6 protein-coding genes are annotated in these 23836 nt (G+C 39.8%); all 6 read left to right on the top strand.

What is annotated here, in order from left to right; all coding sequences use genetic code 11:
- Nucleotides 1-48: 48 nt before the first annotated feature.
- The 6 genes from IPJ16_07090 (at nt 49) to IPJ16_07065 (ending at nt 23835) form a co-directional block, all read left to right on the top strand.
- Nucleotides 49-4929, top strand: coding sequence for a VCBS repeat-containing protein (locus IPJ16_07090; GenBank protein MBK7626954.1), 4881 nt, complete (start codon nt 49-51; stop codon nt 4927-4929).
- A gap of 106 nt (nt 4930-5035) precedes the next feature.
- Nucleotides 5036-13039, top strand: coding sequence for a VCBS repeat-containing protein (locus tag IPJ16_07085; GenBank protein MBK7626953.1), 8004 nt, complete (start codon nt 5036-5038; stop codon nt 13037-13039).
- A 6-nt stretch (nt 13040-13045) separates the two neighbouring features.
- Complete coding sequence (locus tag IPJ16_07080; protein MBK7626952.1) at nt 13046-14974, top strand: outer membrane beta-barrel protein; 1929 nt, start codon at nt 13046-13048, stop codon at nt 14972-14974.
- A 6-nt stretch (nt 14975-14980) separates the two neighbouring features.
- Entirely contained in the window at nt 14981-15628 is a 648-nt protein-coding gene (locus IPJ16_07075; GenBank protein MBK7626951.1) for a hypothetical protein, read from the top strand.
- Nucleotides 15628-16485: a hypothetical protein gene (locus IPJ16_07070; GenBank protein ID MBK7626950.1), complete on the top strand. Its 858-nt coding sequence runs from the start codon at nt 15628-15630 to the stop codon at nt 16483-16485. The genes IPJ16_07075 and IPJ16_07070 overlap by 1 nt, the downstream gene beginning before the upstream one ends.
- A gap of 228 nt (nt 16486-16713) precedes the next feature.
- Nucleotides 16714-23835, top strand: coding sequence for a VCBS repeat-containing protein (locus IPJ16_07065; protein ID MBK7626949.1), 7122 nt, complete (start codon nt 16714-16716; stop codon nt 23833-23835).
- Nucleotide 23836: the final 1 nt, after the last annotated feature.

Raw genomic sequence — 23836 nt, 5'->3', positions numbered from 1 at the left:
AAATATTTATAACTTTCCGAAAAGGCTAAAGTTTAAAAACACACGGACATGAAAAAACTTTATCTCAGTTTAATTATTACTCTATCCGTTTTGCTGTTCCCAAATTTGATGTATTCTCAACAGTTTACTGAGGAGACAGGGATTGCACTTTCAGGGATAGGGCAGGGTTCTGTAGATTGGGGAGATTATGACAACAATGGTTATCCAGATATACTAATGACCGGATCGCTTGCAACATACAATGCTACAGTTATTTATAGCAATAATGGAAATAGTACATTCACTGAGCAGACCGGAATATTCCTGCCTGGTGTAATTATTAGTTCACTTAAATGGGCAGACTTCGATAATGATGAGGATCTTGATATTCTGCTTACGGGCAGCACAAGCGGAAGTACCCTTGATGCACTTTCGAAGATTTACAGGAATGATGGTGGGGTATTTACGGAAGTTGCATCGGGATTGCCTGGAATATACTTAAGCTCTGTAACTATAGGAGACCAGGACAGAGATGGTGATCTTGATATTTTTATGACAGGTATGCAGACAACCGGAGAAAGAATTTCTGCCATCTACAATAACAACGGAAACTTAACATTCTCTCTGCAGACTGGTAATAACTTCATAAAGGTTTGTTATGGTTCAACCTCCTTCGGTGATTATGACAATGACGGATATCTCGATCTTTTCATAAGCGGTCAAACGGCCACAATAAACAGAATATCAAAAATTTATCACAATAACGGGAATGGCAGTTTCACTGAACTCACCGGCACTCCGCTGCTTGGAGTTATATATAGTTCAGGTGCCTGGGCTGATTTTAACAATGATGGATTCCTCGACCTTCTGATTTCGGGTGAAGATGCAGGATTTACACAGATTGCCAGGATTTACTTAAATAATACAAATGGCAATTTTACTGCAGTTCCTGGTACAACACTAACAGGTACAAAGAAAGGTTCAGTTGCTTGTGCTGACTATGATAATGATGGCGATATAGACATTTTTATTACCGGTGACAGAAATAATACTCCGATTTCAAAAGTGTTTACAAATAATGGAAACGGATCGTTCAGTGAAAACACCTCCATTTCTCTGATTGGTCTTAAAGAAAGTTCTTTCGGTTTAAGTGATTATGACCGTGATGGTGATATTGATCTGCTTTTAACAGGTTTTGATAAACCAGGTAACGTATATTCCAAAATATACAAAAACAACTCCATTGTTGCAAATAATCTGCCGGCTAAACCAATTAATCTTCACTATACAATTAATAAAACAACAGCCAACCTTGAATGGGATAAAGTGGCCGGAGATGAGACAGCTTCCAATTCGCTTTCATATAACGTCAGAGTTGGGCTTTCTGCTACAGGCTCTGAATTAGTGACACCCCATGCAGACAACACTGGGAAAAGAAAAATAACTTCCTTCGGAAATGCTCAGTTGACTAACAAATTTATATTTAAGAATTTGCGCTGGAACACTACCTATTTTTCCAGTGTTCAGGCGCTGGATAACTCATTCTCAGGAGGTGAATTTTCATCAGCCATTAGTTTCAGCATTACTCCTGCTCAGCCTACAAAACTTACAGGAAGTAATTTAAGCACTACCTCTATTCTCTTAAAATGGAAAAGAGGCAATGGCGACAGATGTATACTTTTTGCGAAGGAAGGAAACTCAGGCCCTTCGGTTCCCGTAAATAATACTACATATTTTGCCAATTCAAATTTTGGAGATGGTTCCACTATTGGAGCCACAGGATGGTACTGTATTTACAAAGGTGATGCTGACTCTGTCCAGTTGACAGGACTTACACCAGAAAAAGATTATACTATTCATGCTATCGAATTTCAGGGAACAACAGGTAATGAGACATATGCAACAGCAATTAATCCAAACAATGATAACATAGGCGTTTTCAGTCCGGGGATATTCACTATTCTTTCAGGTAATACAATGCCCGGCCTGCGGTATAGTTTTGTTGCCTGGGGTGACTATGACAATGATGGTTTCCTTGACATTTTGCTAACAGGAAGGGATATAAGCGGGACAGGAATTTCGAAAGTATTCCATAATAACGGAGATAATACCTTTACAGATCAGGCCGGAATTATACTACCCGGAGTTGAAAATGGTTCCTCAGCCTGGGGTGATTACAATAATGACAATCTTCTTGATATTATTCTGACAGGTTATAATCCTGCATTGGGAAACATATCGAGGGTTTATAAGAATAATGGAAATAATACTTTCTCAGAACAGACAAACATTGTACTGCCGGGAGTAACTTACAGCTCTGTAACCTGGACTGACTATGATAATGACAGCGACCTTGACCTCCTGATTACAGGTGAAAATCAAAGTTCTGTTTTTATCTCGAAAATATACAGGAACGAAGGAAGCAACAGTTTTAGTGAGCAGTCCGGTATTCAACTCCCAGGAGTTAAACAGAGCTCGGTTGCTATGGGCGATTATGACAATGACGGATTCCTTGATATATTGTTATCCGGTCTGAATTCTTCCAACCAGAATATCTCAAAAATCTACAGAAATAACGGAAACAACACCTTTTCCGAATTAACAGGGATATCGCTTCAGGGCGTAAGTTTCAGTTCAGTCGCTTGGGGCGATTTTGATAACGATAATAACCTGGATATATTAATAACAGGGGCAACCGGTTACAATCCCAATTACTATCCGGTAACGAAGATTTATCGGAATAATGGCAACAGCACATTTAGCGAATTATCAACCCCTTCTGTTATTGGTATTAATAATGGATCTGCAGAATGGGGAGACTATAATAATGACGGATTACTTGACATCCTGCTTATTGGCGATTCGGGATTAAATTTTGATTTCAAAATCTACCTAAATAACGGGAATAACGGATTTCAGGAACTTACTTCGCTTAATCTACCTGGTGGTATTGCATGCAGCTCCTCATCAGCCGACTACGACAATGATGGAGATCTTGATATTTTGTTTTCAGGTTATTCCGGTGCATTATTGTCGCAGATCTACAGAAACAACTTGTATATGATGGCAGGACAGGTAAAGCCAAATATGCGCCCTGAGGCTCCAACAGGCTTGAAAAGTGAAGTAGCTCCCCGTATACTCAAACTGACATGGGCCGGGATTAACACCGATGAGACATTCTATGTCAATATGAGCTATAACATCAGATGCCGGTTACAGGATGATCCAATCTGGAAAGTGGCACCACAATCCACTTCTGCAGGATACAGGAGCCTGAATGATCTGGGTAATGCACAATTAAACAGGAGTTTTACTATCAAAGATCCGGTTTCAGGAAAATATTACTGGCAGGTTCAGGCAGTAGATCAGAGTTACTCCGGCAGTGAATGGTCAAAGATTGACTCGGTAATTATTAAAAACACCCAGGCGTACTTTAAAACTGATACAGTTTGCCTCGGACTCACCACAAAATTCACTGATCAGTCAATAGTTACAGATGGAATTGCATCATGGAAGTGGGATTTCAGGGATGGGACAACATCTGTCGTGCAAAACCCGGTTCACACCTATGCCTCGGCAGGTACTTACAGCGTAAAACTACTTGTTACAAGCACTGCAGGTGATAAAGATTCACTTATTCAGAATGTTATTGTTAAAGCCAAACCTGCTGCAGCTTTCACAGCACCAAATGTATGTATCGGAACTGCAACACCACTTACTAACACAACAGCTCTGAACGGACTTACTGCTTCAGCCTGGACATGGACCTTCGGGGATGGTCAGACGGCAGCAGCTCAGAATCCGGGAACGCATACCTATGCTCTGAGCGGAACATACAAGGCAAAACTTAAAACAGTTACCTCAAATGGTTGTTCCGACAGCATAATAAAAGATGTGATCGTAGCGAAATATCCCGAAAGCTCAATATCCGTACTGGGAGATTTCCAGACGACAGTTGACGGTAAGCTGACTTTCTGCGATGGACTAAGCCTTCAGCTTGATGCAAAAGCTGACCCGTTATATGTTTACCAGTGGAGAAAAGATGATACTGACCTGTCCGGTGCTGAAAGCAAAAGTTATGTTGTAAACAGGAATTCAGGCATTTATAACGCAAGAGTTACCAACACACTGGCAAATTGCGTAACCATTACAGAGGCAAAAGCCATAGATATTAAACCTTCTCCATCAAAGCCGTCAATTACCTCCGACAACTATAAAACAGGCGATTGTATCGGGATAGCCCCAATCAAACTTAAAGTAAGTCAGCCTGTTAATGACTATAAATACGGATGGTCGAGATACGGCACCCCTATTGATAACTCTTCTTCATCATTTATTGAGAATTTCCTTGAAGAGGGAGATTATACCGTTAGTGCAGAACTCAGCGGCTGCAAAGCGAGCTCCGAGAAATTCAGTGTCATCTATCAGGGTGCTCCCGAGAAACCAAAGATCTTTGCCCAGGGTCCGAACAAGTGGTACCTCGCAACAAACACACTCGACGCGAAAGAGTACCGGTGGTATTTTAATGAAAGACTCCTGGACGGAGCCCTCAAATATTATTATGTAGCTGATCAGAAACTTGGAGTTTACAGGGTAAGTGTCGGTAACGAAAATGGCTGTTTTACAAGAAGTGATTCTCTCAGAATTCCTACACTTAAATATTCACCGGAAACAAAATCGATTACAACCGGCGATCCGTTTGCAGATATTAAGATCTATCCTAATCCAACTTCTGGTATGTTTAATATTGAGATGGATAATAAAGTATTCGGTGAACTTGTAATTGATATCTTCACACAAAAAGGGAAAAAGAGCTTAAATATTATCTTCGAAAAGAGTACTGATCACTTCTCAAGCCAAATAGATCTGAGCGGGCAATCACAGGGGATTTATATTATTAATCTGCAACTGGATAAGTATTCCACCAGCAGAAAAATAGTAGTTGAATAAATATTGAATTGTTGAAATATATATGCCGGTGAAGGCAATTATCATTTGGGGATTTATAGAATTTTTGCATCTTTAGATTCGAAAATTTTACCTGATCTGATAAAAGATGTCTCAACAAAATCTCACACACCCTGTCGGAAGTACTCAGGGTTATTGTCTATTTACAAAAAGCATAATAAAATGGGCTTCAACTCTTGCTTTCCTGTTTCTGTTTACAAACGGATTACAAAGTCAGAATAACGCTATCTCGTTTGATGGTACAAATGATAATATTGCCGTTCCTGCTCTTGGGAGCGGGTTTACCCAATTCACAATCGAAACCTGGTTTAATGCTACATCAATTGCAAATTCACCGGGGTTAAACGGAATTTTCAATACAAACAGCTGGGTGTCGGGAGATGTCCATTTTCAGATTAACAGTACCCGGATACAGCTAGCTGTAAACGGCAGTACCCCCGTTGAAGTGGCTTACAATTCAATAACCCTTAATACGTGGCATCATCTGGCGGTAACATATAATTCTGTTTCAAAGAAAATAAACTTTTATTTAAATGGCACTCTTCTTCAGTCGGTTACAATTGCGGCTGCTGTTCCTGCCAATTTTACTGCTGCAGAAATAGGGGCATGGACAACTCAACGTTATTTTGCAGGTGCCATGGACGAATACAGAATCTGGAATACTGAGCGTATGCAGTCTGATATTAAGAATAACATGTTCTCAAGCATGACAGGAACTGAAACCGGGCTGCTGGCTTCATTCAATTTTAATCAGGGTACTGCCGGGGGAACAAATACCTTGATTTATACTCTGCTTAATGCAAAAGGAAGTAATAATGGAACACTTAATAATTTTGCATTATCAGGCACTTCTTCGAACTGGATTACAAGTACAACCCCATCAATTATTGCAGATAATTGCCTGAACTTCAATGGATCAACCAACTACGTGAATTGCGGATCGGTTAATCCGGCAAAATTTACAATTGAAGCCTGGGCTTTGCCAAATGGTGTATCAAATGATCAGGCTGTTGTTTCTACACTCAATACAGGAACAAATACGGGAGCTGAATTGCATATCGGAGCCGACAGCTATCCGTATGTAACTATTCGGAACGGGGCAGCATGGCTTGATATAAAAGCTCCCTCAAAAGCAGTAGCCGGCGCGTGGATACATCTGGCAGCCACATTTGACGGTTCAAGCTGCAAGCTGTTCGTTAACGGTATAAATGTCGCATCACAAACTTCAATATCATATAATGCGGGTCCAAGCGCTCTTTTACTTGGAGTCAGAGCCGGGCCCTCAATATATTTTACAGGGAAAATTGACGAGGTCAGAATCTGGAACCGCGTGGTATCAGAAGTCAATCTGCTTGACAGTTTGAATAAACCATTGAACGGGACTGAAAAAGGATTACTTGCTCATTACAGTTTCAATCAGGGTACTGCCAATGCTACAAACACTGGATTAACTACTCTCTTAAGTTCAACAGGGACAAATCACGGGGCAATTGTAAACTTTACATTATCAGGAGGATCCTCAAACTGGACAACAGCATTTCTGCCCCCTCCTGCCAGCCAAGTTACTAATTTTTCCGGATCGCTTGTAAGCAATAAAATGACCTTAACCTGGACAGATGCCACAGGTTCCGTAATACCCGACGGATATTTAATTTATGCTTCAAAAACAAACTCATTTATTAACCCTGTTGATGGAGTTCTTCCTGCTGATGACAATGATCTGGGGGATGGCACGGGGATTATCAGAGTTGCAAAAGGAATTCAGTCTTATAATGGATGGATTAATGAAGACTTCAATACTACATATTATTTTAAAATAATTCCATTTTCGAATCCAGGGATTAATGTAAAGTACTATACAGGTGGAACCGTTCCTCTGATACAGGTCCTCTCAAAACAAATTTTGGTACCTTCTACATCAAATTTTCCACAATTCGGAGGACCCCGATGGGCCGATTATGATAATGACGGGTATCTTGACCTTATTGTCAGGGTTGGAGACGGTGAAAGAACGATACTTTACAGAAACAACCATAACAATACATTTTCCTTCGTATCATATTTCTCTTCAACCTTTGAATATTACACTGGCTGGGTTGATTTCGATATGAACGGATATCTTGATATGACTGGCGCACTTACCCTGTACTACAACAATTCAGGGTCATTTTCATCATCTGCACCCTCAACTAATTTTGGTTTGCCAGCCTTAGCAGGGGAATGGGCTGATATGGACAATGACTCTGATAATGACTTTCTTACAACTGCTGCTAATGGATACGACATAAAAATCTACCGTAAGAACTCAACTATTTACAACGAATTGTTTGGAAATACTTTCCTCCCATGTGAAGGGATCCTTAAATGGATTGACTTTAATAATGACGGTTACTATGATGTTTTTGCAACAGGGAAAAATCCACTTGATGGTAAGCAATACAGTACCCTGTACAAAAATGAAGGAAACGGGAAATTTACGAAGCAAAACCAAATCAACCTTCCTGCCCTGACAGATGGTTCTGTTGACATCGCAGATATAAATTCTGACGGGAGAATGGATATTTTGCTAAATGGAAATAATTCTGAGAATTCAGGTAAACTGATCCTTTGTACAAATAACGATGGAAATAATTTTACCTCAGACACTATCGCAGGGTTTTATAATTGCAGTTACAGGCAGAAAGGAGTTGCTGATTTAGATAATGATGGGTTGTATGATATACTGATATCTGTGGAAAATAACGAAACAGATGGCATTGTTAAAGTATTACGGAATAACGGAGATGGAACATTCTCTGAACTTTTTGTTCATAATCTTCCTAATTCAGGAGCAAGTCCTGACCTTTTCGATGTAAATAATGATGGGAATCTTGATCTGGTTGAATCCTATAGGGATGTATTTCAGAATACAGTAACTGCTTCAAACCTGAATCCGAATAAGATTACAACTGCAACATCAGTACTTGAAGGAAATGGAGTACGCTTTCAATGGAGTGGCACAGACGATAGAACACCTGCAGCCGGATTAACTTATGAACTGCGCATAGGTACAGCCCCGGGGGCATCAAATATCATAGCCGCAAGTTCAATCGGGTCGGGAGCCAGAAAGCTTCTCAAAACCGGGAATATGGGAACAAGTACTTCAAAATTTCTGCAGCTGCCCAAAGGGACTTATTACTGGAGTGTACAGGCAATAGATAACAGTTTCAAAGGAGGCGCCTTTTCTGATGAAAAATCTTTTACAATAGTGGATGTCCCTTCTTCAGGTTTAACAGCCAAAATCCTGAATGAATACTCATTAAATCTTAAATGGACTAAAGGAAACGGAACTAAGAGAGCAGTGTTCTGCAAAATAGGAACAGCCGGAACTGCTTCGCCGGTAAATAACAAAACTTACGTGGCGTCGAATATCTACGGTGATGGAGACCAGATTGGTACATCAGGTTGGTATTGCATTTACAATGGAACTGGAGATAGTGTTGTTATAAATAATCTCAGCAGCTCATATTCATATGTATTTCATGTATTTGAGTATTTTGGAAATTCCGGATCAGAGAACTATATGACTGTATCAGGAAATGGTAATCCGGGTGTATTCAGCACAAGCACTTTTAGTGTACAGCCTGAAATTCCATTGACTGAAGCAGGTGAAAAACCAAAAGCCAGCTATTTTGATTATAATAATGATGGCTTTCTTGATATATCAGTTTATGATGAATATCCCTATGTATATGATGCATCTACCAACCCTCAGAAGATGTACAATCATATAAGGATTTTTAAAAATAAAGGCAATAATACTTTTGAAGAACAGGTTACTACCCTTCCTAAAAACTATTTCGGCAGTGTTGCCTGGGCTGACTATGACAACGATGGTAATGCAGAACTTGTAACGTGCGGTTACTATCCCGGACAGTATTCAGGCCAGTATAATTCAACGGACCTCTGGGAGGTAAATAATGGTATTGCTGAGTTCAAACAATCCCTGACTGCCATGCATAATGGCTTTTTAACCTGGGGCGATTATAACAACGACGGAAATATTGACCTTGTAATTGGGGGCCAGCAGGGAAGCATTGATGCTATTACAACACTTTATATGAATAGCGGAGCCCCAGATTATACCCTCATCGAACAAACCGGTATCTCACTAATCGGCGTTCATAACGGGGCAGCAAAATGGACTGATTACAACCTGGATGGCTGGCCTGATCTTATAATTGCCGGGTCAGCCAACGACGGATCATATACAATTAAGCTGTATGAAAACGATAAAAACAGTGGCTTCCTCCCTGTGCAAAGCATATTGCAATTCAGCGGATCTTATACTCAAACAAGTCTTGAAAGTTCTGATTTGAATAAGGATGGCTTTCCAGACCTTGTATGGGCAGCCGGAAACAGCTCTTATAGTATCGGTGGAAAAACCGCGATTTTTTATAACAATGGCAACAAAGCTTTCACAAGTGATAATATTTCGTTTTCATTACAGGATGCATGGAATTCATTTGATATTGGTGATTATAACAACGACTTTGCACCTGATGTCATATTTTCGGGAGGAGAAGTATTTAGTCATCCATATAAAAGGTTATATCAGAATCAATACCCGGAAAAAATATTTGAAATAAAACCTGATTTTAATCCGGCATTTTCAGAGGAAGGATCAGTACTCTGGGGGGATTATGACAACGATGGTGATATGGATCTGTTAACATCGGCACAAAGGAAAGAAACTGATTATGCTTTTTTTGTAAATATTATAAGGAACAATATTATTATGAAGGCAGGTTCATTTATTGCAAACAGAGCACCATCTGCACCTGTCAATATCCAGACAACACTTAAGCCCGGGCAATTGGTTATTACCTGGGATAAGGTTACAAGTGATGAGACTCCCAATTTAAGTTACAATGTTATTCTTAGAAGGGGTAGTCAGATTCTGAATGCTCCTAACAGTGATCTTACAACAGGGAGAAGATTTTTTACCGGAAATGGAAATGCCGGATTAAATAATTTTACAATCTTCAAAGAATTGCCTGTTGGAACTTATTCAATTAGCGTTCAGGCTGTTGATGGTGCATTTGCAGGAGGTGCATGGTCAACACCGGTAACTGTTGAGCTTAAAAATACAAAGGCATTTTTCACATTCGATACTGTTTGTTATAAGGTTGCAACTAAATTATCTGACCTTTCTACTTCCACAAAGAATATAGCAAGCCGAAAATGGAAATATAATAATTCAGTATTCTCAACCGACTCCGTTGCTCATTTTGTTTTCCCAAATGCCGGAACTGGCAACATTACCCTTGTTATAACTGACGGTGAAGGGACAAGAGATTCAGTAACACATGCTATTAAGGTTATGCCCAGACCAACTGCTTCATATTCAGCAACGACAGTATGCCTTGGAACAACTACAACATTTGTAAATAATTCATCGCGTAATGGTGCCGGTTCAGTAACCTGGAACTGGAACTATGATAATGGGGATCCTGCATCTTCTGACTCTATTCCGATAAACAAAGTGTATGGTTTAGCTAAAACCTATAAAACAAAACTTATTGTAACTGCATCAAACGGTTGTGCCGATACTCTGGCAAAAGACGTGATCGTCGGAGCAATTCCAAATGCAATTACTTCTGTAACAGGCAAGACAGTTTTTTGTCAGGGAGACAGCGTTCAGCTTATTGCAGAGAATAATCCATTATACAATTATCAGTGGAAACTCGATAATAATGACCTTACAAATACAAATCTAAGCACATACAAAGTTAAGTTGAATTCAGGAGCCTATTCTGTTAAAATAACAAATCCGCTGGCTAATTGCATCGCAACCTCAGCTATTACTAATGTGACTGTCCTGCCGGCTCCTGCCTCGCCATATATCTCAGAATCAGGACTAAGACAATTCTGCCAGGGAGACTCCGTTGTCCTGAGCATCGCTAATACAGCCGGGTATGATTTCCAGTGGAGACTTAACGGAGGTGCAGTCGGAATTAATAAAAGCTCATATGCTGCCAAAGCAAGTGGTAATTATTCAGTGACCGTCTCCAACTCTTCAGGGTGCGCAGCAAACTCTTCCAACTTAATTTCTGTCACTGTATTTCCAAAACCTTCAGTTTCAACAATCAGCCGAAGTGGAGTAACAACATTCTGTCAGGGAGGCAGCGTGGAACTAAGTGTCCCTGCAAATGCCAGCTATACATATCAGTGGCAAAACACAGGTGCAGATATTCAGGGTGCCACAACAAATACATTAACAGCAATGACCTCAGGAGTATACTCCCTTAATGCTTCAAATTCAGATGGTTGTGTAAGCAAAACAGAACTTGTAACAGTAAATACTTTAACAGCACCAGCAGCGCCCACAATATCATATAACAAACCCTTACCGCTTCAATTCTGCGAAGGTGACTCAGTTGTATTAAGCGTTACAAATACAACAGGTTATAATTATCAATGGAAGATTAACGGAGGCTTAACAGGTTCGAACCTAAGCTCCGTTACAGCCAAAACCTCAGGAACATGGTCGGTAGTAATAACTAATCAGGCGGAGTGCTCTGTCACTTCAGCCAATGCCCCGGCAATTGAAGTATTCCCAAAACCAGTATCATCAACGATAAGTAAAAGCGGGCCTACAACATTCTGCCAGGGAGGCAGTGTAGAACTAAGCGTTCCTGCCAATGCAACCTATTTATACCGGTGGCAAAATTCAGGTTCAGATATACAGGGTGCAACAACCAATAAATTTACAGCACTAAACTCGGGTGTATACTCTTTGAACGTATCAAATTCCGACGGATGCATCATCAAAACAGAACAGGTTACTGTTAATTCCTTAACAGCTCCTGCCCCTCCATCAATATTATACAGCAAACCATTACCTATTCAATTCTGCGAAGGTGACTCGGTTATATTAAGTGCATCAAATATCGCGGGCTATTCATATCAGTGGAAGTTGAATGGCGGTGCAGCAGGTAATAATCTGAATTCAATAGTAGTAAGGACAGGGGGCATCTGGTCACTGGCAGTTACAAATTCATTCGGATGTTTTGCTGAATCAACTAACTCACCCACAGTTGTGGTCTATCCAAAACCAGTTGTCTCTGCAATAAGTAAAAACGGACCTGCAACTATCTGCACCGGTGAAAGTGTGGAACTAAGTGTCCCGTCGATTACCGGTTATAAATACCAATGGTCAAGATCGGGAGATGATCTTGGAGGGGCTAATTCAAGTTATTATACCGCATTCAGTTCAGGCGTATACTCTCTTCTGATTTCAAATTCGGATAACTGTTCTGCGAAAACTGACGCAATTACAGTTGTGGTAAACAAAAAGCCTGAGAAACCTGTTATAGATAAAGGAAATTATTCTGAAGGTAAATGCCTCGGAGAAACCCCTGTAAAGCTGAGCGTGGAAAATATGGCAGGCTATAGTTATAAGTGGTACAGAAACGGCGCTGCCGTGAGTTCAAAAAATTTCGTTGAAGGTCTGCTTGAACAGGGTTACTACTTTGTTGAGACCTCGGTTAATAACTGTTCTAACAAATCTGATTCCATTAATGTATTTTTTGCCCCGGCTGCAGAAAAACCTAAAATCTTTGCACAGGGACCAAATTCATGGTATCTTGCATCAAGCATTATCGGTCCGGACATTAAGTACAGGTGGTTTTATAACGGTACTCTGATTCCAGGTGCTGATAAATACTACTATGCTGCCTTCCGGCAACTGGGAAAATATAATCTTAGTATCTCCAGGTCTAACAGCTGCTATACTCTGAGCGATACAATCAAAATTCCCCTGATATCAACGATCCTCGGTATTGATGACACTGATCCTTTTAACGGAATGAAGATCTATCCTAATCCTACTTCAGGTCTCTTCACAATTGAGATGGATAACGAGCTGTTCGGAGAGATTACAGTTGACATATTATCGCAGGATGGGAGAAAGATCCTCTCTCTTAAATTTGACAAGTCAACTACTCATTTTTTCAGTAAGATAGACGTCTCGGGACAAGGAAAAGGATTATATTTGATGCATATAAAACTTGATAAGTATTCCAAAGTTGAGAAATTAATTCTTGAATAGTAAAAGATGAACCGTAAATTACTATTATTTCTGCTGGCAGTATTAATTCAGCTGTCCGTCCTTAAAGGAGTTGACTTTTCTCAAAAGGAGAAAGCAATAATTTATTCCAATGCAATTGAGCTGCTTAAAACCTATCAGAGTGTTCTTAACCAGATGGGAGAGTCTGTCATTACAGACATTGATAAAGCTAAAAGCGGATCAGAGAGCTTCCTTGAACTCTTTGTAAACAGACAGGTTCTTCTTTTCAATGACCTTGATCCTACTCATAAACTGAGCGAGTTCTATGAGGCTGAAACTTATGCCTCAAATATTATCCTCTGGTACCCCGATGGTGTGACAATTAACATGGACTTCGCCAATGCCCTTGTAGGGGAGATCTTACAGCACGAGGAGACTGTGTACTCCATAGATCTGATGGTTAAGAAATCAATAAATGGCAACTACCTCAACGAGACATTAAATAAGAATCAGGAAGAGCTTACTTTCAGGATAGCTTTCGGTCTGGAGAATAAAAACTATACAAATTTCAGGATTGTAGGTATCAGAAATGCTTCATCAAATGTTGTCGTGGATTATTCACAGGCCCTTAAAGAAGTAAACAGTGAAGATCTTAGTGTTGAAGAACTTGAAAAGATTTATACAGAAATAAAAATCATTCTACAGGATTACACAAACTTCCTGTCATTACTGGGTGATCCTCAGGAAGCTGCAGAAGACAAAGAATTCTATAAAACGAGTTTTGAGAAACTGTTTCAGAGTGCCGAGACAAAGCTTTATAATGATATTATGCCTCAACCTGAAGTAAAACTGATATCTGTTCAGGATTACCTGAAGAACTACGTGGCAGATTTTCCTGACGGTATTAAAAACCTGAAGATCAATTCAGATTCCGCAAAATTCGGAAAGGTAATGAAGGCTGAGGATGATAGCTATTATACCTATGTTGATGCCAATAAATTTTTCTCGGGAAACTATAAGGGTAAAGAGATTTACAGGGAGATGTTCCCACTGATATTCAAGATCTCATTTAATATTTCAGGGAAAACATATATTAATTTCAAAATTAACAGTGTCGATATTTCCTCTGTTAACTTTTACGAAGATACGCCTCAGGGGATGCTCGAAAAGAAACCTTCAATGGTTATAAGTCCGGTTACCAGAAAAGGCTGGGGACTGACAGTAACCGGTTCATTCGGGGTTACAAGTATTAAGAATGAAAATATATCTTCGCTGACACTGGATGATAATTCTGTTGCATGGAATACCAATACCAGTTATGGTTATATAGGAGCTATAGGATTGAGTTACTTCTTTAATGATAACATGGCAATAAGGTCAGGTTTAGAGTTAAACAAATACTCCGGGAAATACAGCCTCTCAGGCTTCTTTACTGATAATACCCTTTCTGAGGAAGTAGATAATCCGGGTATTATGTTCTTCAGAGTTATTGAAGCTGAATATGATTCCCTGGTAACAATTAACTATTTAACAATTCCCGTTCTTTTTAACTATACAAGCGGGGAACCGGGTAAGATAGGTTTCTATGGTGAGGCCGGAGCTAAGATTTCAATCCCGGCATTTGCAACATACAGTAATAATGGCACTTATAATTATATCGGAGATTATCCATCAGAACCTTTGGGTTACAGGTATGAAAGGATCTCAGACAAGGGATTCTATGAAAGAACTTATAATAATCAGGCTGAAAAGGTAAAAGTAAAGGGTATGAATATTTCTTTTTATGCTTCAGCCGGAATAAATATCCCGCTTGGATACTTTACATCTGTAATGATCGGACCTGAAGTCTCTTTGGGATTATCCGACATAATGAGCGGCAATAAATCCTATACAGATGTGTTTGGGAAAACGCATGAACATTTACCAACAAAAATAAATAACTTTGGCGTCAGAATAAGTTTAGCATACAAATTGTAGTAGCATATGAAAAAACTTAGCAAAATGGTTAGAAAGGTTTTATTTATAGTATTGGGTTTGGTGACAGGCTTATATGCAGAAGCGCAAACAAAAACAGCAGTCACCAGCAAGCAGGCTGCAATGGTTGAAGAAATTAACCTGAGTGCCGCTGACATTGAAGTTTTCAAGGAACAGACAAAACAGAAAATTGAGGAATTTCAGCAATACATAGTTACTCTTGGAAGCAAGGACCAACCTGCTGAAAAACGTAATATGGCTGAGAAAGAGGCACTTAAACTGTTCTACGAAGGTGCCCAGATGGAAATATCAGTTATTATGCCTGATGGCACAACACAGAAGGTGAACAGACCAATGGAAAAATACCTGGCCAGGTTAAAGTCACTCCCATATACAAGAGTGGTAATTAAATTTTACGACATAGCTTACGTAAGCGAATTTACAAAAGGTCCCGACGGCAAATACTACTCTACAGCAACAATTATTCAGGAGTTTACAGGGTATACTGCCGATGAGGTTGTTTACAAGGATATTACCAAAAAAGAGGTTGAGATAATTATCGACCTTGTGGAAGATAAGTTTTTCAAGGAGAAGAGATGGAAGATCTTCCTTGGCGACATAAAAGCATCTGAGACAAAAACAACTACCACACCCTGATGATTCGTCTTTCAAACATATTGCGAAGGAGTCTTTCCTTCTGTTTGTTATTTCTGTATGCTGCAGCAGCTGATACCTTATCTGCACAGAATTTAGTCAGTCCGCAGAAAACAGGTGAAGAGATCTTTACTGCCCGCACAAAACAGTTCAGCGAATTTACCGGGCGGTTTAATTACAAAAATGATTTTAATGGCAATCCTGTTGATCAGGCATTTATGACAAAGATGCCGCGTGATAAGATGGTCTCTCTTCTCTTCGATATGAAAGATCCGAGGATGGTTACCGGAAATCAGAATTACAGTGAAGAATACACAAAAACCAGGACTGCTTTCATCACCGAAATTACTGAAAAACAGCTGTTAATTAATTCACACTCCCCGGGGATAATAGCTGAAGCCAGAGCAAGGGTAACCTATAACGGCAAACCTCAGATTATCAGCCTTTTTCTTAATCAGGAGCAGGTTGGAAAAACAAGTATTAAGTGGGTTCTTTTATCAGCAAAAGGAGATCTGTTCGATATTTTTAAGGAAGATACCTCGATGGTACGCTTCATCCCTCCGACAAGTCATGAAACAGACTTTATAAACCTTAAACGGGCTCTTGAGGACACTGATCATCTTCAGGATTATGCATCAAATAGTTATAATCCCGACTTCCTTACACTTTTCTTCTATTCTGTAAAGACAGGAGCAATTAAATATGAATATGTTGAAGATGTTACCTACCACATAATTGACATACCGGGCTGGTATTTCAAAGTAAAGGATTTCAACAGGAATGAACTTAATTCTGGATGGCTGATAACTGATGTTAAGAAAAACAGTCTGAGCCTAACTGAATTTCTGAAATCCCTATAGCTTATCCGTCCTGCACTCTTGCGGTCTTGCTGTCACTTCTTCTCCCAATCTCCCTTTCTCCCCTTCTTTCTTCCACATCATCTATCTTCTATAATACATAATACATTCCCCTCTTCTTTCGCATCCAGCCACATCAACTGTTTGTCTCAAAACATGATATGAACAATGTTAATTAGACATTTCATAAGAATTAATTATCTTTAAATCTTATACAAATACCTGCCTGAGATGAAAATACTTTCAATAAGAAAGGTGTCACTGATAGTGATGTTTTCAGTTTTAGCTTCCGGACTAATAGCACAGACATTTACAGAACAAACAGGAATCGTACTGCCAGGAATCAGTTTTGGTATGGCCTCATGGGGGGACTATGATAATGATGGAGATATGGATATTCTTCTCGCCGGATCAGGGTCTGACAATATAATCATTGCAAAAATTTACAATAATAACGGAAGCAATGTATTTACTGATCAGACAGGTGCTTTTCTGACTCCGGTTCCTACCGTTTACGATAACTACACCAAAACAACAATACTGTGGACAGATTTTGACAATGATGGATATCTTGATATCATTTTTAATGGTTTCTCTGCTACTCTTGGAAACACAGTCATGGTTTACAGAAACCAGACCAACAATACATTTCTGCTCAAAACAACAATTGATTATCTGACAACTGAAAATGGTATTCTTGAACCAGGAGATTATGACAATGATGGTGATAATGACTTTTTACTTGCGACTAATTCCTCAATAAGAATCTACCAGAATCAGGGAAATTTTGTTTTTGAGGATAAGTCAACAATTTCTTCACAGGGATTATCAGGGGGTTCTGCAAAATGGGGTGATTACGATAATGATAATGACCTTGATCTTCTTATTTCCGGAGGAATATATTGGAATGCAAAATCATATATTTACCAAAATCAGGGGAGTAACAATTTTGTAAGACAAGATCAGATAGACCTGACCTGGGTCAAATCAGGCACTTCAGAATGGGGCGATTACAATAATGACGGGTATCTCGATATCCTTCTTTCCGGAAACAGCAATTACGGTGTATTTTTAAATAATGGAAATGGTACTTTCTCATATCAGTCTTCAATAGCTCTGGACCCTGTAACATATTCTGCAGGGAAATGGGGAGATCTGGACAATGACGGGGATCTTGATATTATTCATACAGGAGAAAATCTGGGGACTCCGATAACCAGAATATATTCCAATAATGGAAATAATACTTTCACACAAGCTCCCGGAGTAACAATTGATGCAGTTAAGGAAGGATCTATTGATCTAATTGATATTGACAATGATGGTGATCTGGATCTGCTGATCACAGGAAATAAAGGGACATCAAAAATTACAAAAGTGTTTCTTAATTCTACTCCGGCAATAAATACAGTACCGGTTTCTCCGACAGGCTTAATTTCATCTGTAGTTGGATCGGAGGTTATTCTCAAATGGAATAAGGTAACTACTGATAATACTTCAAAAAAGAGTCTTTCTTACAGTGTTATGGCAGGAACCTCGCCCGGATTTATTAATCTGGTAAGCCCCGGTTCATCAACAACAACAGGTGCTAGACGGACTTCAGGAATGGGAAACGGCCAGCTTGATACCATGTTTGTATTACGTAATATTCCAAAAGGCACTTACTACTGGAAAGTGCAGGCCATTGACAACAGTTTTAAAGGAAGTCCTTTCTCAATCCAGGGAAGCTTCATTTATAATGTTAATATTCAAGCATATGCACTGAAGACAACTAATATAGGTGGAACAACAGCATCACTAAGCTGGGCCAGAGGAAATGGTACAAATTGTATTGTTTTTCTTAAAGAGGGAAACTCGGGCTCTGCATTGCCCATAAATAGTACAACTTACACAGCATCACCTGTGTTTAAATCCGGCACCCAAATTGGATCAGGCTGGTATTGTATCTACAAAGGAACACAGAGTTCGGTTAATGTAAGTGGTTTGAAAACTGCAACAGAATACATATTTCAGGTTTTCGAATTTGAGGGTAATCCGGGTGCTGAAGTATATAATAATCAGGTAGTTTCAGGAAATCCTGTTACTTTCGGCACCGGAACCTTCTCTGAAATAACTGCTTCCAGCCTGCTTCCGGTTAACGACCCGAGTTTTGGTTTTGAAAGGTCAACATCAAACAATTGGTTTGATTTTGACAATGACAATGACCTCGATCTTCTTATTGTTGGCACAAAAACAACACTCCTTTACAGAAATGATGGTAATGACATTTTTGTACTTACTTCAGTAGCCCCGGGAACAGGATATGCAGCTGCTACATCTGATATAAACAATGATGGTAATACTGATTTTATAATTGACAGTAATCCAGTTAAACTATTTCTTAATAATGGTAATAGTACCTTCTCAGAAGTTACCGGAACCGGATTTATTGGTACAAATTACGGCGGCGTCAGCTGGGGCGATTATGATAATGATGGTGATCAGGATCTTGTATTGCAGGGAGAAACGATTAGTGAGGGGAGAATCTCAAAAGTGTACCGTAATAATGGAAATAATACCTTTACCGAGCAAACCGGAATTTCTCTGGAAGGAGTTCATGGAATTGGTGCTGCTGCAAAGTGGGGGGATTATGATAATGATGGATTCCTAGATTTAATTATATCTGGATTCAACAATAGTGCAGATCCAATAGCAAAGATTTACCGCAATAATACTGCAGGTAATTTTGTTGAACAAACCAATATCTCAATTCCTACTTATTATGGAAGCGCCTTAGATTGGGGCGATTATGACAATGATGGTGATCTTGATATAGTTATGGCCAAAGCATCTGGTTCCTGTGTTTACCAGAATGCGGGAAACAATAATTTTACCATCCTGCCTGATATCCCTCTTGTGGCAGCTCAACACGGATCTGCCTCATGGGGTGATTATGACAATGACGGGGATCTTGACATTCTGTTATCGGGTTTTACAAGCGACTATTTACCTCAAACCAAAGTATACAGGAACAATGGGGATAATACTTTTACCGAAGATGTCTCTTGCAAAATTCCAGGTATTGGATGGGGTTCATCAAACTGGGGTGATTATGACAAAGATGGTGATCTTGATATTATAATTTCAGGAGTAACTACCGAAACTTCTGTCTCAAAAATCTTCAGGAACGACATTGTTACAGCAAATGTTAACCCGGTAGCACCCACAGGCCTGATTGCAGATGTAGTAAATTCTGATGTTACACTTAAATGGAGAAGTGTACGTACCGATAATACTCCGTACAAAGCTATGTCATATAATTTGAAAGTCGGAACATCAACAGGAGGGGTTAACGTTGTCTCCCCTCATTCAGCAGCCGATGGATTCAGGAAACAGACAGGAATGGGAAATGCCAATCTGGATACCACATTTATCCTGAAGAAGCTGCCAATGGGCAATTACTATTGGAGTGTCCAGGCCATTGATAACGGATATGCCTCAAGTCCCTTCGCAACTGAAGGTACATTCTCAATAATTCCTGTACAGGCAAAAAAACTTTCAGCAAAGATTATTGATCCGACAAGCCTTTCTCTGAAATGGGAAAGAGGAAATGGAGACAGATGTGTTGTATTCTGCAAGCAAACTTCTACCGGTGTTGCTGTACCGGTTAACAATACCGGTTATATTGCTGATCCGGAGTATTCGTTCGGAGGACAGATAGGTACATCAGGATGGTATTGTGTTTATAATGGAAGAGCAGACAGTGTGATTGTTACAGGTCTCGTTTCAAGCAAGCAGTATAGTTTCCATATCTTCGAGTATTTGGGAACATTTGGAAGTGAACAATACTTCACTCAAACCTCTGATGGTAATCCCGGAGTATTCAGCACAAGCCTGTTTACTGAACAAGCTGGTATTGCTATTAACCCGGGATGGAATAATAATATAGCATGGGGCGATTACGATAACGATGGTTTTATAGATGTCCTGGTACCCGGATTCCCAACAAGAATTTACCGGAATAAAGGAGATAATTCTTTCGAAGAGAAGACCGCAATTGCTCTGACAAACATAAATTGGGGAACAGCAGCGTGGGGTGATTATGACAGTGATGGTGACCTTGATATTATCATTACAGGTGCAACAGTAACTTATCCTACAGGTTCTCCTGTAACAAAAATATACAGGAATGACGGTGCTGATACTTTCACAGAACAGTCTTCAATCTCAATTGCACCACTGTTATTCAGTTCCGTTGCCTGGGGGGACTATGACAATGACGGAGATCTTGATATCATTATAAACGGAGCCACCGGTACTGATCCAAATTATGTTCCTTCTTCGAAGATCTACAATAATAATGGGGATAACACATTTACTGAACAGACACAATTAATACTTACCGGACTATACCGAGGATCAGTAAGATGGGTTGATTATGATAATGACGGAGATCTGGATATAGCCATGACAGGTTCCCTGGCAGGACAATTATATCAACAGGGTGTTTTTGAAATATACAAAAATAACGGAGATAAAACCTTCAGTCTTCAGACAGATATTGCTCTGACCGGTTTCGGGTATTCTGCAACATCATGGGGTGATTATGATAACGATCAGGATCTTGATTTTATGATTACCACAATGGGCAGTATGACACTATATCAGAATAATGGTAATAATTCATTTGTTCAACACATGCTTATCGGATTAGCCTATCAGGGAGCATGTTATGCCGCGTGGGGGGATTATGATAATGACGGTTGGCTGGATATAATCCTTACAAATCCGGGACTTGACACAAGAATCTATAGAAACACGCATGGATTAACCGTTCCCGGAGCTATTACTCAATGGTTTAATCCACAGGATAACGAGGCTGTCAAATCGATAGGCTATAGTTTTGTAAACTGGATTGACTATGACAATGACGGGGATCTAGACTTCTTATTTACAAAAGATAACGGTACTCCGACAAAAATTTTCAAGAATAACCTTATAATGAAATCCGGTAAATTTAATTCCAACACAAGTCCTGCTGCTCCAATGGGTCTGAAAGCTTCTAACTCACCAACCGGAGTTGTATTGTCATGGAAGCCTGTTTTCAATGATGAGACCCCCTCAAAGACAATGACATACAATGTCAGAATAGGAACTTCTAAAGCCGCCTTCAATACATGCCCTCCCGAATCATCTGCCACTGGTTACAGAAAGATAGCATCTGTCGGTAATGCACAGGTTGATACTACATTCCTTCTTGTTAATATGCCGGCAGTCAGATACTATTGGAGTGTTCAGGCTGTTGACCAGGGACTGAAAGGGGGCTCATGGTCGGTAACAGATTCAGTAGATGTTAAAAATGTACTATCTTTCTTTACAGCCGATACAATCTGCGAAGGACTTTCAACTCAATTTACAAACCAGTCTGTAGCATTCGGAGATGTAATCCAAGGCTATAAATGGCTGTTTGGAGATGGGACGTCATCAACACTGGCTAGTCCTTCACACCTGTTCAGTTCAGCTGGTGTGAAAAATGTAACTCTGATTGCCTATTCGGTAACAACAAGTGATACACTTACAAAACAGGTTCTGGTTAAAGCCAAACCCGGTGCGAATTTCAACGCTTCAGTTGTTTGTCAGGGCTCCGAAACAGTTCTGACTAACATTTCAAATGTTACAGGATTAACAATTACATCATGGTCGTGGGACTATGGCGATGGAAAGGGTTCAACGGTACAGAATCCGGGAACGCATGGTTATCTCACTGCTGGAGATTACCAGCTTACCCTGACAGCCGTTGCGGATAATCTGTGCTCTTCATTCATCACCAAAACTGTTTCAGTAGGAGCTTATCCGGTAGCAGCAATATCGGCCAGTACACCTTTGTCATTCTGCTCCGGCGACAGTGTTTCACTTTCTGTGGCTAAAAATGCAACCTACATATATAAATGGCAATCAGGAGGTGTGTATTTACCAGGCCAGGATTCCTCAAAATATGTGGCAAAAAGCACAGGTACATATACAGCAGAGGTTGTTAACCCAACAGGAAACTGTAAAACGACTTCCACTGCAGCGTCTGTAACAGTTCTCAATGCTCCTTCAGCACCTGGTATAATCTCAGCTAAAACACCTGCTGTATTCTGTCAGGGAGATTCGGTTAGCCTTTCTGTTACAAACACTTCCGGGTATTCATACAGCTGGAAACTTAACGGCGGAGCTGTCGGTTCAAATAAGAATGAGTATTTTGCAAAAAACTCCGGCAGATACACTCTCACAGTTGCAAATAATACAGGCTGTATTGTTTCGTCATCAAACTTTATTGATGTTACTGTTAACCCGTTGCCATCTGTTAGTGCCGTTACCCCAGGAGGGGCAACAACTTTCTGTGATGGAGGAAATGTTACTTTAAGCGTGCCATTTAACGCTGGTTATTCATATTCCTGGAGCAATGAATCAGTGCCCGTACCAAACGCCCTAACCAACTCTTACACAGCAAATACAACCGGAAAATATGAACTTGTTGTCACTAACTCATCAGGTTGTGTTACAAAAACTACCGCTGTAAATGTTACTGTAAAACCGATGCCATTAAAACCATCTGTTACTTCGTCGGACTATGTAACCGGACAGTGCCCTCCAACGGAAATTAAAGTAAAACTGGCTGCCCAGGAAGTTTCAGGATATACCTATCAATGGCTAAGAAATGGTGTTGTATCTCCTGACAAAACTCTTTCATTCATCGAAGAGTATCTTCCTGAGGGAGTTTACGCAGTTGAGGCTACCCTAAATGGCTGTAAAGCAGTATCAGATAATTTTAGTATCAGTTATGCAACAGCTCCCGAAATACCTAAAGTTTATGCAAAGGGCCCTGCAGTCTGGTATCTGGCCTCACAGTTCAAGTCATACAAATATTACAAATGGTATTATAACGATCAGTTAATTTCAGGGGCGAATAAATACATATATGTAGCCAACAAGAAGCTTGGATCTTACAGAGTGGCAGTGGCGAATGATAATCTTTGCTTCACTTCAAGTACTGCTATTACAATACCCACCACAAAATCAGGAATGACTGATTTCAATATACCTTCAGAATATCTTGTAGCAGAGGAAACTGAACAATTTGCTGAGGTGAAGGTGTATCCTAATCCCGGGAACGGATTATTCAATATCGAAACAGACAATGAACAACGAGGTGAAGTAAAGATCAGTGTATTCAGGTTCGATGGTAAAGAGATACACAACTTCAAATCAGTAAAGGATTCTGAGCACTATCTCTATCAGATTGACCTGACAGGACAACCCAGAGGTAATTATCTGATTTATTTTGATTTTGATAAAATTACAACTGTAAAAAAGATAATAATTGAATAAT

Source organism: Bacteroidales bacterium (assembly GCA_016709865.1).
Lineage (GTDB): Bacteria > Bacteroidota > Bacteroidia > Bacteroidales > VadinHA17 > LD21.
Note: the sequence above shows the minus strand (reverse complement) of the source record. Positions and strands in the feature narration are given on the sequence as shown.

Coding starts and splice junctions, on each gene's coding strand:
- IPJ16_07090 (MBK7626954.1), top strand. CDS start 49: ATGAAAAAACTTTATCTCAGTTTAATTATTACTCTATCCGTTTTGCTG.
- IPJ16_07085 (MBK7626953.1), top strand. CDS start 5,036: ATGTCTCAACAAAATCTCACACACCCTGTCGGAAGTACTCAGGGTTAT.
- IPJ16_07080 (MBK7626952.1), top strand. CDS start 13,046: ATGAACCGTAAATTACTATTATTTCTGCTGGCAGTATTAATTCAGCTG.
- IPJ16_07075 (MBK7626951.1), top strand. CDS start 14,981: ATGAAAAAACTTAGCAAAATGGTTAGAAAGGTTTTATTTATAGTATTG.
- IPJ16_07070 (MBK7626950.1), top strand. CDS start 15,628: ATGATTCGTCTTTCAAACATATTGCGAAGGAGTCTTTCCTTCTGTTTG.
- IPJ16_07065 (MBK7626949.1), top strand. CDS start 16,714: ATGAAAATACTTTCAATAAGAAAGGTGTCACTGATAGTGATGTTTTCA.